Annotated in this window: 10 protein-coding genes; 3 read left to right on the forward strand and 7 right to left on the reverse strand. The window is 52.9% G+C overall.

Annotation, left to right across the window (positions count from 1 at the left end; all coding sequences use genetic code 11):
- Window positions 1–91: 91 nt before the first annotated feature.
- Window positions 92–1,867, reverse strand: coding sequence for an L-fucose isomerase (gene fucI, locus ACLJNW_RS09605; RefSeq protein WP_023204017.1), 1,776 nt, complete (start codon window positions 1,865–1,867; stop codon window positions 92–94).
- A gap of 31 nt (window positions 1,868–1,898) precedes the next feature.
- The gene (gene fucP / locus ACLJNW_RS09610; protein ID WP_000528622.1) at window positions 1,899–3,215 is read right to left on the reverse strand and encodes an L-fucose:H+ symporter permease; all 1,317 of its coding nucleotides are present in this window, start codon (window positions 3,213–3,215) and stop codon (window positions 1,899–1,901) included.
- A gap of 555 nt (window positions 3,216–3,770) precedes the next feature.
- On the opposite strand from fucP, the gene fucA reads away from it, so the two are divergent.
- Both fucA and fucO read left to right on the forward strand, forming a co-directional pair.
- Window positions 3,771–4,418 (forward strand): L-fuculose-phosphate aldolase, encoded by a 648-nt coding sequence (fucA, locus tag ACLJNW_RS09615; protein WP_000440819.1) that lies wholly within the window; start codon window positions 3,771–3,773, stop codon window positions 4,416–4,418.
- A gap of 16 nt (window positions 4,419–4,434) precedes the next feature.
- Window positions 4,435–5,583: a lactaldehyde reductase gene (gene fucO, locus ACLJNW_RS09620; protein WP_023204724.1), complete on the forward strand. Its 1,149-nt coding sequence runs from the start codon at window positions 4,435–4,437 to the stop codon at window positions 5,581–5,583.
- 91 nt (window positions 5,584–5,674) lie between these two features.
- Here the strand turns inward: fucO and xni are convergent, their stop codons facing one another.
- From xni to queF, 5 genes are all read right to left on the reverse strand, one after another.
- Window positions 5,675–6,430: a flap endonuclease Xni gene (gene xni, locus ACLJNW_RS09625; RefSeq protein WP_023194889.1), complete on the reverse strand. Its 756-nt coding sequence runs from the start codon at window positions 6,428–6,430 to the stop codon at window positions 5,675–5,677.
- Between the two features lie 170 nt (window positions 6,431–6,600).
- On the reverse strand, window positions 6,601–7,968 hold the full coding sequence (locus ACLJNW_RS09630) for an L-serine ammonia-lyase (RefSeq protein ID WP_023204723.1): 1,368 nt from the start codon (window positions 7,966–7,968) through the stop codon (window positions 6,601–6,603).
- A 58-nt stretch (window positions 7,969–8,026) separates the two neighbouring features.
- Window positions 8,027–9,316, reverse strand: a complete 1,290-nt coding sequence (gene sdaC / locus ACLJNW_RS09635; RefSeq protein WP_000450462.1) for an HAAAP family serine/threonine permease SdaC — start codon at window positions 9,314–9,316, stop codon at window positions 8,027–8,029.
- 564 nt (window positions 9,317–9,880) lie between these two features.
- Window positions 9,881–11,245, reverse strand: coding sequence for a nucleotide 5'-monophosphate nucleosidase PpnN (gene ppnN, locus ACLJNW_RS09640; RefSeq protein ID WP_023204722.1), 1,365 nt, complete (start codon window positions 11,243–11,245; stop codon window positions 9,881–9,883).
- Between the two features lie 112 nt (window positions 11,246–11,357).
- Entirely contained in the window at window positions 11,358–12,206 is an 849-nt protein-coding gene (gene queF, locus ACLJNW_RS09645; RefSeq protein WP_000100463.1) for an NADPH-dependent 7-cyano-7-deazaguanine reductase QueF, read from the reverse strand.
- 68 nt (window positions 12,207–12,274) lie between these two features.
- Here queF and syd point away from each other — a divergent pair, with 68 nt between their 5' ends.
- Window positions 12,275–12,820, forward strand: coding sequence for a SecY-interacting protein (gene syd, locus ACLJNW_RS09650; RefSeq protein ID WP_000343990.1), 546 nt, complete (start codon window positions 12,275–12,277; stop codon window positions 12,818–12,820).
- Window positions 12,821–13,332: the final 512 nt, after the last annotated feature.

The raw sequence follows: 13,332 nt of genomic DNA on the forward strand, positions 1-13,332 counted from the left end.
CATAAACGCCGCCTGATGGCGCTACGCTTATCCGGCCTACGGTTCACGCGCCCGTAGGCCCGGTAAGCCTGCGCCACCGGGCTAAGCCGCATTAACGTTTATACAGCGGGCCATAATTCTGGCAGGCGCGATAATCCTGGCCTTCGATATCCATACCGTGAGCCGCCCAGGCGGAAGGACGGTAGATCTTCGCCTCCTCCACGTTGTGCATACATACCGGGATACGCAGCATTGCGGCGAGAGTAATAAAATCCGCCCCTACATGGCCGATGGTGAGTACGCCGTGGTTAGCGCCCCAGTTCGCCATCACCGAATAGACATCGGTAAACGGGCCTTTGCCGGTAAGACGCGGCGCAAACCAGGTGGTAGGCCAGGTAGAGTTGGTGCGGGCATCAAGCTGATCGTGCATCGCTTTCGGCAGTTCGACGCTCCAGCCCTCGGCGATTTGCAGTACTGGTCCCAGGCCTTTGATGATATTCACGCGGGTCATGGTGAATGGCACGCCGCCTTCGGTCAGGAAACGGGATGAGTAGCCGCCGCCGCGGAAGTATTCGTGAATCGCCGGGCACCATTCGGTGGCCGCCAGACACGCATCCGCCTCTTGTTGGCTGATTTCCCAGTGTGGTTTCATGGTCGGCTTGCCTTCGCTGTCGCGCTGTTTACAGGCACCGTCCAGAGCGGCAGAACCGGAATTAATCAGGTGAATAATGCCGTGTTCCGCCAGGCCGCTGAGCGCCTGGCCGGTGACGCGTTCTACGGCTTCCGGCGACCAGTAGGTTCGCACGTCGGCGAATATCTGCGCGGTACCAGTGAGTTGATGGCCAAACAGCATCGCTACGCCGTTCAGACTGTCATTTTCGGTGGCGACGACAAACGGTTCGCGTACGCCGTTCCAGTCAAAAGAGCTATTGAGCAGCGCTTCGGCGGTATCGCCATTCGGGTATTGATCGGTCCAGTGGCGCTGGCCCTGAAAGCCGGCGGCAATGGCGTTGTAGCCCAGCGATTCTTCAACTAACCCTTTGTCCGCCAGCGTCTTGTTGCCCTGCATCATGTCGCGAATACACATCGCCATCAGCAGGCTCTCTTTTAACACCGCGCGGTTCTGGGCTTCATTGCGCTTATACTGCGAGGCGTTCTGATCTTCGCCGTAGCGGAAGTTTTTATCCGCCCACGCCAGCGCTATCTCCAGTTCGGCCTCATCATAAATTTTTTGATCGATACGGCGGCGCAGTTCGGTCATATCTACCGCTTGCACCTTCATGCCCAGCCAGGACTCAAAGAAGTTATGATCGACAATGGAACCCGCGATCCCCATCGACACGCCGCCGACGGAGAGGTAGCTTTTGCCTTTCATGCTGGCTACCGCTAACCCTGCCCGCGCAAAACGCAGCAGTTTTTCTTCGACGTCGGCGGGAATGGAGGTATCGTCGGCATCCTGCACGTCATGGCCATAAATGGAGAACGCCGGAATGCCTTTCTGGCTGTGCGCCGCCAGCGCCGCGGCAAGGTAAACCGCCCCAGGACGCTCTGTGCCGTTAAAGCCCCAGATGGCTTTTGGACGCATCGGGTCCATATCAATGGTTTCGCTGCCATAGCACCAGCATGGCGTAACGGTAATGGTCACGCCCACGTTTTGGCTGCTGAATTTTTCTTCACAGGCGGCGGATTCCGCCATTCCGGCAATACAGGTATCCGCAATGACGCACTCCACCTGAGCCCCGCAGGCGTGGCGGATTTTCTCGGTGATGAGCGCCGCCGTCGCTTTCGCCATGTTCATGGTTTGTTCTTCGAGCGACTCGCGTACGCCCATACGACGTCCATCAATCACCGGGCGGATACCGATTTTCGGTAAGCTGATTTTTTTCATGACAGATTCCTCACGTTATTCGGATAAATGTTCAGTTTGTCGCCGCTTGTGAACGGAAACGGGCAAAAATGAAGATGACGGCAAAGCACAATGCCGGAACCAGTTCGGCGGTCGGGATTTTGCCTGCGGCGTCGCTAACGAAGCCCATTACTGGCGTGACAATACCGCCGCCAATGATGGTCATGACGATAAAAGACGAGCCGTACTTAGTGTCCTGTCCCAGATTTTTGATACCCAGCGAGAAGATGGTCGGGTACTGGATTGACATAAATGCGCTACACAACGTCAGCGCCAGCAGGCCGATATGTCCGCCGCTAAAGGCGGAAATCAGACACAGGAGCATGGCAAACAGGGCGTAGGCGGCCAGCACTTTATGCGGCGCGAAGCGGCTGATAAGCCAGGTCCCGGTGAAACGGCCGATAAAGAAGCACACCATCGTGCCGGTCAGGTAGTTGGCGGCGAAACCGGGCGTCATTCCAGGGATCTCCTCAATGGCGTAGCGGATCAGATAGCTCCAGCAGGCGGTTTGCGCCCCCACGTAGCAGAACTGCGCCAGCACCGCCCAGCGCCAGTGGCGGATACGGATGAGTCGGGAGAGAGAAGATAAGAAAGAGCTTTGTTTAGCATCGCTATGATCGTCACTTTGCAGGGCCGGAAATTTGGTCAGCATAATCAGCAGCGCAACTACTAATACGATGGCGACGATAATCATGTATGGCGTTTGTACCGATAACACCAGGCTGTGTTTATAGGCGCTAAGCTGATCCGGCGTCATTTTATCAAGCGCTTCTTGCGATTGATGCGGCACGTTAGACAAAATAAGACTTTGCCCAAACACAACGGCGATAATAGCGCCAAAGGAGTTAAAAGTTTGCGCCAGATTAAGCCGGAAATGTCCGCCGCTTTCTGGACCTAATACCGTAACAAAAGGGTTGGCTGCAGTTTCAAGGCAACCTAAACCGGCGGCGATGATAAACAGGCCAATTAAAAACAATGTGTAATTCATTATCTCGGCGGCAGGCCAGAATAATGCGGCGCCAACAGCATACAAAAAAAGCCCGGTGATAATCCCTGCTTTATAACTGAGTTTTTTCATCAAAATCCCAGCAGGAATTGGAATGACGAAATAACCGAAATAAAAGGCTGACTGAATAAGTCCGGCCTGAAAGTTAGTTAGCGTAAAAGCTTGTTGAAACTGCGGTAATAAAATGTCATTCAGATTATTGGCGACGGCCCACAGAAAAAATAGCGAGCAAAGTAAGGCGAATGGAATAATGTAGCGCTTGCTCTTGCTTTGCTCTGCATCCACAGCACGAAAACTCTGCGTTTGTATTGTTGTGTTTCCCATAGCATCCTCATCGGTTCAGAAGCTTTTGCGTGCGGTCGGTTCTGGTCACCAGACCGTAAAATTAGGTGAGTTCGCTTTTCTTACCGGTAATAAATTGGCGTCCGGAATGAACTCATGGATTCATTTTCAAATAAAAAAGGCCTTTTAATATGATGGCGGTCACATTTATACCTGAGAGCAGAGCGTTCTGTGATTATCATCACTTTAATTTTCATAAAAAAATGACCGTTTGAGATGTTTAATTTAAAAAACCACAGACTGAATGCCCGAATTAAATTATTGCCACGAAAACGGGCAGTAGTAACTTATTCTTCATTTTTGCCCGTTTTAAAAAATATTATTAAGAGCGGGCATTTATCGGCGAGAGAAACGGTAGTCGTCTGGTTTATCGTGGCGAATTAATTGATGTGAATCACAAAATATCGTTATTTAAATTCCCTTCTCTTTATTCAGTATGATGATAGTTGCTAACTATTCGATTATTTCAACAGGACAGCAGCGCGATGCGAAAGGCGGTTTTGTTGTCTCATTTTGAATCACAGAGAGAGGTAAATAATGGAACGAAATAGACTGGCGCGGCAGATTATTGATACCTGTCTGGAAATGACGCGGTTAGGGTTAAATCAGGGGACGGCAGGTAACGTGAGCGTACGTTATCAGGGCGGATTGCTGATTACGCCGACGGGGATCCCCTACGAGAAGCTGACAGAGTCGCACATTGTCTTTATTGATGCTGACGGTCAGCATGAGCAGGGCAAGCTGCCTTCCAGCGAGTGGCGTTTTCATATGGCGGCATACCAGACGCGCCCTGACGCCAATGCTGTGGTACATAACCACGCTGTCCATTGTACGGCAGTCTCGATCCTGAATCGCCCGATTCCGGCGATTCACTACATGATTGCCGCCGCGGGTGGAAACTCTATTCCCTGCGCGCCCTACGCCACTTTTGGCACCCGCGAACTTTCTGACCATGTTGCCGTGGCGCTTAAAAATCGTAAAGCGACGCTGTTACAGCATCACGGGCTTATCGCTTGTGAAGAAAATTTAGACAAAGCGTTGTGGCTGGCGCATGAAGTGGAAGTGCTGGCGCAGCTCTATTTAAGTACGCTGGCCATTGTCGATCCGGTACCGGTACTGGATGACGAGGCGATCGCTATCGTACTGGAGAAATTTAAAACTTACGGATTACGTATTGAAGAGTGATGTCAGGAGACAGGCGATGGCGAACAGAATGATTCTGAATGAAACGGCATGGTTTGGCCGGGGAGCGGTGGACGCATTAACCGATGAGGTGACGCGCCGCGGTTATCATAAAGCGCTGATTGTTACCGATAAAACGCTGGTGCAATGCGGTGTGGTCGATAAAGTGACAAGCAGAATGGATGCCGCAGAGCTGGCGTGGGAGATCTATGCGGGCGTGATCCCTAATCCTACGATTTCCGTTGTCCAGGAAGGGCTTAAGGTCTTTACCCAAAGCGGCGCGGACTATCTCATCGCCATTGGCGGCGGTTCTCCGCAGGATACCTGCAAAGCGATCGGTATTATCAGTAACAATCCGGAATTTGCCGATGTGCGCAGTCTGGAAGGGCTATCGCCGACCCGTAAACCCAGCGTGCCGATTATGGCGATCCCGACAACGGCGGGAACCGCGGCGGAAGTCACTATCAATTATGTGATTACCGATGAAGAGAAACGGCGCAAATTCGTTTGTGTCGATCCACATGATATTCCGCAGGCGGCATTTATCGATGCCGATATGATGGACGGTATGCCGCCCGCGCTGAAAGCGGCAACGGGCGTGGATGCGCTAACCCATGCTATTGAAGGCTATATTACCCGGGCCGCATGGGCGCTGACGGATGCATTACATATCAAAGCCATTGAGATTATTGCTGGCGCGCTGCGCGGCGCCGTAGCCGGAGAAAAAGAGGCCGGTGAGGCGATGGCGCTGGGGCAATACGTTGCCGGGATGGGGTTTTCCAATGTGGGGCTGGGGCTGGTGCATGGGATGGCGCATCCGCTGGGCGCGTTTTACAACACGCCGCATGGCGTCGCGAATGCTATTTTGCTTCCGCATGTGATGCGTTTCAATGCCGGGTCTACCAACGAGAAATTCCGTGATATCGCCCGGGCGATGGGGGTGAAGGTAGAAGGATTGAGTCTTGAAGAGGCGCGTAATGCCGCAGTGGAAGCCGTATTTACGCTAAATCGCGATGTGGGAATTCCGCTGCATTTGCGTGATGTCGGCGTTCGAAAAGAGGATATCCCGGCGCTGGCGCAGGCGGCGTTCGATGATGTCTGTACGGGCGGCAATCCGCGTGAAGCGAGTCTGGCGGACATTGTCGAACTGTATCATACCGCCTGGTAATTTTGCCGGATGGCGCTGCGCTTATCCGCTCTACATTTCGTGCAGTTCTGTAGGCCGGATAAGGCGTTCACGCCGCCATCCGGCAACAAAACTACCGCGCCAGCCGTAGCTGCTGTAAGTTTCCGTCGATATGTAAATCGGTTTGCAGACGTGCAATATCGCGGCAGAGAAATGCCATTTCTCTATGCGTCTCAAGCTTTTTGCGCCACTTTTCCGGCACCTCGTCCAGATGGGCGTAAATTCCCTCCAGATTTTGAAACTGAACCAACAGCTGGGTCGCGCTTTTAGGGCCGATACCGGCAACGCCGGGGACTTTCGAACTACTGATTCCTGCCAGACCCCAGTAATCCGGCAACTGCCGGGGGAGTACGCCAAACTCTTTTTCAATAAACGGCGCGTCCAGCCAGCGTTTCTGGAAGTAGTCGCGAATGCGCAATCCCGGAGAGAGCAACTGGCAATAGCCTTTATCGGTTGACACAATGGTTGCCTGGTGTCCGGCTTCGGTAACTTTTAGCGCCAGCGTCGCCGCCAGATCGTCCGCTTCGTTACCGTCTGATGCCCAACAGCGTACGCCGCGCTGTTCAAACGCGGCGCGTAGGGCGGGCATTTCATTATGTAAATCGTCAGGCATCGGCGGACGTCCTGCTTTGTAGTCCGGCAAACGCTGGTGACGCCAGCCGCTGCTGCGCGCGTCGTCATCAAATACCGCTACGGCATGGGTTGGCTGGCTGTGGATAATCAATTGATCGAGCGCGTGTTGGCAGGTTTCCACACAGGGCGATCCCTGAACGGCGTGAATACGGCGAATCAAATTGAGCGCGTCGACGATAAGCAGATGAGCAGCCACGGTGTTCTCCCTTACAAACCTGCGCGTAGGGTAACATTCACGGCGGGGGGAGGCGAGCATTGCGAAATAGCGCTATCCGTAGGCCTGATAAGCGAAGCGCCATCAGGCAACAAAAGCCGGATGGCGGCGAGCGCCTTATCCGGCTTACAGATCCTAAAATGTGCTGAGAATTAATCGCAGGTAACGATCTTCATCGCCAGGCCGCCGCGCGAAGTTTCGCGGTACTTAGCGTTCATGTCTTTACCGGTTTCGTACATGGTCTCAATCACTTTATCGAGGCATACGCGCGGTTCGCTGGTACGGCGCAGCGCCATACGCGCGGCGTTGACCGCTTTGACTGAAGCAATTGCGTTACGCTCAATGCAGGGAACCTGTACCTGACCGGCAACCGGATCGCAAGTTAACCCCAGATTATGCTCCATGGCGATTTCTGCGGCGATGCACACCTGCGCCGGGCTACCGCCCAGCAGCTCGGCCAGACCCGCTGCCGCCATGGAACAGGCCACGCCGACCTCTCCCTGACAACCCACTTCGGCGCCGGAAATAGAGGCGTTCATCTTATACAGCGAGCCAATCGCGCTGGCGACCAGCATATAGCGAGCAAGCGAGTTAGCATTTACTTCGCGGATAAACTTGTCATAGTACGCCAGCACCGCCGGAACAATACCACATGCGCCGTTAGTCGGGGCAGTGACTACTCGTCCGCCTGCGGCATTCTCTTCGTTCACCGCCAGCGCGAACATATTGATCCAGTCGACGACCGCCATCGGATCGGTGGTGGTCTTATCCTGACTGACCAGCACCCGACGCAGCGCCGCCGCGCGACGCGGAACGCGCAGTTTGCCCGGCAATACGCCCTCGGTGGTGATACCGCGCTCAATACCGCTGCGCATCACCTCCCAGACCCTGGCGAAGTGCTGCTCCAGCGCTTCTTTACTGTGCAGAGCCAGTTCGTTTTGCATCATCAGACCGGAGAGCGACAAACCCGTCTCCTGGCAGTGGCGCTGTAAATCCGCGGCGGTTTTGTAAGGGTACGGTACGTTAACGGGTTCGCTATTCGTCAAACCAAAGTGCTCTTCATCGACGATAAAGCCGCCGCCGATGGAGTAGTAGGTTTGGCTGTAGAGCGCTTTATCGCCCGCCAGCGCGGTAATACGCATCCCGTTCTCATGCAGAGACAGGTTGTCGGCGTGGAAATTCATGCACTTATCGACCGGAAATTCGACTTCATGCTGCCCATTAGCCAGTAGTAAACGCCCATGGGTGTTCACATCCTGGATAAAGGACGGAATGGCGTCGATATCGACGGTGTCCGGCAGATTCCCCGCCAGGCCCATAATAATGGCGATATCAGTGTGGTGGCCTTTACCCGTCAATGACAGAGAGCCGTAGACATCCACCACGACGCGGGTGACATCTGTAAGAATATGGCGGGCAATCAGATCGTCCGTGAACTGCTTGCCTGCTTTCATTGGTCCGACGGTGTGAGAACTGGAAGGGCCAATGCCGATTTTAAAAATATCGAATACGCTAATCATAGGGCATCCATTGCGGTTGTATCATAGAGAAGCGCCGCGGTAAGCGGCGCTAAAGGACTTAGCTGAACAGTGAGTAGAAAATAGCGGAGATGGCAATCAGGCCCATAATCACAACGAATACGTTGCTGATATGACCGCTGTACTTACGCATTGCCGGTACTTTCTGGATGGCATACATCGGCATCAGGAACAGAATCATCGCGATGATCGGGCCGCCCAGGGTTTCAATCATGCCCAGGATGCTGGGGTTCAGCGTCGCCACAATCCAGGTGGTGACCAGCATGAACAGCGCGGTAATTTTATTCAGTTTGTTGATTTCGATGGATTTACCTTTACCACGCAGCGATTTAATCACCATCCCGTTAAAGCCTTCACGCGCGCCAAGGTAGTGGCCGAGGAAGGATTTGGTGATAGCAATCATCGCAATGATCGGCGCCATCCAGGCGATGATCGGCGCGTTAAAATGGTTCGCCAGGTAAGACAGAATAGAGATGTTCTGCTCTTTTGCCGCCGCCAGATCTGCCGGCGTCAGGCTCAGCACGCAGCTGAAGACGAAGAACATCACGGTCAGCACCATCATGATGTGGGCGAAGGCCAGAATTTTAGAACATTTCTTCTCAGCGCCTTCACCGTACTCTTCACGCTTCGCAACCGCGAAGGAGGAGATGATCGGGGAGTGGTTGAAAGAGAAAACCATCACCGGAATCGCCAGCCACAGCGTCATCCACAGACCGTTACCGGTAGACGCGGCGGAATCAAAGGACAGCGTTTCCAGCGCCGCGCCGTTCCACTGCGGGATCAGGTACAAGGCCAGCAGCATCAGCGCAGCGACGAACGGGAATACCAGGATACTCATCGCCTTAACGATCATTTGCTCGCCGAAGCGCACGATGGTCATCATGCCAACAATCAGGATCAGGGAAAGAATCGCCCGCGGCGGCGGATTAATCGCTAACTGGTGGGTCAGGAAGCTTTCCACGGTATTAGTAATCGCCACGCTGTAAACCAGCAGGATGGGGTAAATCGCGAAGAAGTAGAGCAGGGTAATCAGTTTACCTGCGCCGATACCGAAGTGTTCCTCAACGACTTCAGTGATGTCTTCACCCGGGTTTTTACCGGACAGCACGAAGCGGGTTAAACCACGGTGTGCGAAAAAGGTCATCGGGAAAGCGAGAATCGCCATGATGATGAGCGGAATCATGCCGCCGACGCCTGCGTTGATCGGCAGGAACAGAACGCCCGCGCCGATTGCCGTGCCGTAAAGGCCCAGCATCCACATGGTATCCGTTTTGCGCCATGCGCTTCGAGAGTCAATCGAAGCAATCGTGCTGGTCTGAGTGGTTTCCATCTATTTCTCCTGGAGGATGCTAAAAATCAGGTTGCTGGTCTAATCCAATGAAAAAAGACCTGATCGTAAAATGAAATCTGCTTAGGGACGCTTTTTATATAATTTTTCGCCGTAATAATTTTCGGGCGGAAAGATACATTTAAGTGATGAATCTATCAGTGATCCCGATCTCAAATGCAATAATCCGCTTCTTACATGGATAAATTTGGACCATTAATCTATTAAAAAAACGTCATAACGAATTTCCGGGCGCGAAGGCTACCATTAACGATATAAGGCCGGAAAGATTGGGGCGCAAGATACGGAGGTTTGACTATAAAAATCAAGGTTTTTAGTGGATTCTTGCGAAGAATGAGAGTTTGAACCGATAAATCACGGTAAGAGGAGTCAGGTAAACGTTTGCCTGGCAATCTATTTATGATGAATTATAAATGGTGTTTATAAAACAATGCGGGCTATGCCTCTGATGATCATCATAAAAAATGAAGGAATACGTGAATCGCCATACCGCAATGAAAGGAATGGGAGAAGCGCCCGGCTGCTGGCGGCAACCGGGCATAAGCGTTAAGCGCAGATCTCGTAACAGGGGATGTAGGCGGAACCTGGCAATTTCATACGATGCTGCGCGACGAATCCCTGCAGCAGATCGTCCATGCGACGTATCATCTCTCGATCGCCGTGGATTTTATACGGACCATTAGCTTCAATGGCGCGTATCCCGACCTCCTTCACGTTCCCCGCGACAATACCGGAGAAGGCGCGTCGCAGATCCGCCGCCAGAATCTCAACCGGCTGATCCGGGTACAGTTTCAGGTTGGCCATATTCTCATGCGACGGCTCAAACGGCACCTGCAGATCCGGTGCAATACGCATCGACCAGTTAAAACTATAGGCGTCGCCGGTATCGCGGCGATTCTCTTTCACTTGCGGCATCGCTTTCTTCATCAGTCGCGCTACCTCCGCCGCATCGTCAATGATGATGCGGTAATGACGGCGGGCCGCTTCGCCCAGCGTATGGGTAATAAACTCATCCAGCACGCGGAAGTAATCGGCGCTCTCTTTTGGTCCGGTCAGGATCAGCGGCAACACCTGATTTTTATTGGCTGGATTCATCAGAATCCCCAGCAAATAAAGCAGCTCTTCCGCCGTACCCACGCCGCCCGGGAAGATGATGATACCGTGTGCGATACGGACGAACGCTTCCAGGCGTTTTTCGATATCCGGCATGATGATCAGTTCATTCACCAGCGGGTTAGGCGGTTCAGCCGCAATAATGGAAGGTTCAGTCATGCCGATAAAGCGGCTGTCTTTATAACGCTGTTGCGCGTGACCGACCGCCGCGCCCTTCATGGGGGCTTCCATCGCCCCAGGGCCGCAGCCGGTGCAGATGTTCAGCTCGCGTAATCCCAACTGCGTGCCGACGCGACGGGCATACAGGTACTCGTTTTCGTTAATTGAGTGGCCGCCCCAGCATACCACCATGTTTGGCGCTTCGCCGACGTGCAGCGCCCGGGCGTTGCGCAAAATAGAGAACACCAGATTGGTGATATGTGTTGAGCTTTCAAGATCCAGATGCTGGAAACGGCCGGCATTGTGGATCTGCCCATTCACAAAGAGAATGTCGCGCAGCACCGCGAACAGGTTAGCCTGTAGCGCACGAATAATCCGCCCGTCAACAAAAGCGTCTTCAGGCGGATTAATCAATTCCAGCTTCACGCCGCGCTCGCGGCGCAGTACGTTAATATCGAAATTTTCAAAGCGGGACAGCAGCTCTTTGCTGTTGTCGGTCAGGCTGCCGGAGTTAAGAACGGCAAGTGAACAGTTACGAAACAGTTGATACAGGTCGCTACTGGCCGTGCGTTTCAGCATGTCCACTTCCAGTTGCGACAACATATCCATTGAGCCAAGCGGGCTAATATGTGTAATCAAGTAAACTCCTTATGGGACGCAACACGCCATTCCCTGTTGATTACAATAGCCCTGGCTGATGACCTTTCACAACCTTACATGCGCAATCCGGCACGCAAAATTGACAAAAAAATTACTGTCGCGCCAGCCTGCCTGTGGCGGGCACGAAATCGGTATTGCTGCGCCAGGGATTAATGTCCAGCCCGCCGCGGCGAGTATAGCGCGCATAAACGCTTAACGTTTCCGGCTGGCAGAAGCGCAGAATGTCATTAAAAATACGCTCTACGCACTGCTCGTGAAATTCATTATGGTGACGGAAGGAGACCAGATAACGCAGCAGTTTTTCCCTGTCGATTTTGCGCCCGCGATACTGAATTTGTATCGAGCCCCAGTCCGGTTGGTGGGTGATCAGGCAGTTGGATTTCAACAGATGACTGACCAGCGTCTCCTCTACTTGCTTCTCGCCGCTGACCGCATGTTGCAGATAGTCGGTAGTAAACTGGTAGTTGTCGATACTGATATCCTGATCGTCAATACAGGTGCCGTGGAAATGGGCGACAGGCTGTCCTTCCAGCTCATCAAGACGATGAAGCCTCACGCTAACGTTGCCCTGCGCGCAGGCGCGCAGATCGCGCTCCAGCGTCTGGCGCACCGTCTCCCAGGTGTCAAAGCGCGTCTGGTTAAAGCTGTTCAGATACAGTTTAAAACTTTTGGATTCGATTAAATTAACGCTGGTGTAATCCAGTTCGACATGCCCGACGGCGACCTGCGGAAGACCCTGGCTGTTAAGCCAGGAAAGTTCATACAACGTCCAGATATCCGCGCCGTGGAACGGCAAATTATCGGCTGTTAATCCGAGCGGGTCGCGATTCAAACTGCGCGGTACGCCCTGCAGCAGGCTGGCGTCATAATTGTCCCGGTAATCCGTTGATTTTCCGAGAGTCAGGCCATCAAGAGCCTGATGGTTTTCATAAGAAGACATGTTTCACCGTCATAAACCAGATACACTATGCGTCAAGTGTATCCTGGCTTTTATGAAGAGAGAAACTGGTGGACGAACTGACAGCGCAGGCATTGAAAGCCTTTACGACGCGTTACTGCGACGCGTGGCAAGAAAAACACGGTAGCTGGCCGTTGAGCGAAGAACTGTATGGCGTACCTTCTCCGTGCATTATTTCTTCAACCCGCGATGCCGTTTACTGGCAGCCGCAACCTTTTGAAGGCGAAGAAAATGTAAACGCGGTTGAACGCGCCTTTGATATTATGGTACAACCTGCGCTCCACGCGTTTTACACCACGCAGTTTGCTGGCGACATGCCCGCGCAGTTTGCGGATGAAAAGCTTACGCTACTGCAAACCTGGAGTCAGGATGACTTTCGGCGCGTGCAGGAAAATCTGATAGGCCACCTGGTCACGCAAAAGCGGCTCAAGCTTCCTCCCACGCTTTTTATTGCGACGCAGGAAAATGAGCTTGAGGTCATTTCGGTCTGTAACCTGTCCGGCGAGGTGATTAAAGAAACGCTGGGCACCCGTAATCGCACCGTTCTTGCCGCAACGCTTGCGGAATTCCTTACGCAACTTAATCCTCTTCTGTAATCGTTTGCCCTAACGGGTGTGAGAGATCTCTTACAAAGTCTGTAGGAGATCGCCAGGATATCAGCGGATACTGAGTTCCGTTTTCTTATGTAAGTCTATATAAAACAACTAATTAAAATGTTTTTGCGCACTTTCATATGAAAATTTACTTAAGGTATTGTCTGTAAGCGTCTTGTAAGACAAGGTGAAACAGGCGATTCTATCTTCGTCGACAGGGAGTCGTACAACGAAGCGAACGTCAGGATGATGACGCTTCAGCAGGACACGCCAGGATGGTGTTACAAGGAAAGGCTTCAGGATGAAGCAAAGTGGAAAGCGCAGGATGCGTTAAAGGACACCTCCAGGACGGAGAACGAGAGCCGATCAGGATGTTCGGCGGGTCTGGATGACCAGGGACGCTTCAGGAAGAAGCTATCACATCGGGCGATGTGCGCAGGATGCAAACGTTCAGGATGAACAGGCCGTAAGGTCACAGGAAAAGTTGTCACGGATGAGCAGGGAGCACGAAAAGT

The sequence above is a fragment of the Salmonella sp. SAL4457 genome, from assembly GCF_046548235.1.
GTDB lineage: Bacteria > Pseudomonadota > Gammaproteobacteria > Enterobacterales > Enterobacteriaceae > Salmonella > Salmonella enterica.

What these genes read in the sequence shown, in the direction of transcription:
- ACLJNW_RS09630 (WP_023204723.1), bottom strand. Translation starts at nt 7,968, where the DNA reads ATGATTAGCGTATTCGATATTTTTAAAATCGGCATTGGCCCTTCCAGT.
- fucP (WP_000528622.1), bottom strand. Translation starts at nt 3,215, where the DNA reads ATGGGAAACACAACAATACAAACGCAGAGTTTTCGTGCTGTGGATGCA.
- fucA (WP_000440819.1), top strand. Translation starts at nt 3,771, where the DNA reads ATGGAACGAAATAGACTGGCGCGGCAGATTATTGATACCTGTCTGGAA.
- fucI (WP_023204017.1), bottom strand. Translation starts at nt 1,867, where the DNA reads ATGAAAAAAATCAGCTTACCGAAAATCGGTATCCGCCCGGTGATTGAT.
- queF (WP_000100463.1), bottom strand. Translation starts at nt 12,206, where the DNA reads ATGTCTTCTTATGAAAACCATCAGGCTCTTGATGGCCTGACTCTCGGA.
- fucO (WP_023204724.1), top strand. Translation starts at nt 4,435, where the DNA reads ATGGCGAACAGAATGATTCTGAATGAAACGGCATGGTTTGGCCGGGGA.
- sdaC (WP_000450462.1), bottom strand. Translation starts at nt 9,316, where the DNA reads ATGGAAACCACTCAGACCAGCACGATTGCTTCGATTGACTCTCGAAGC.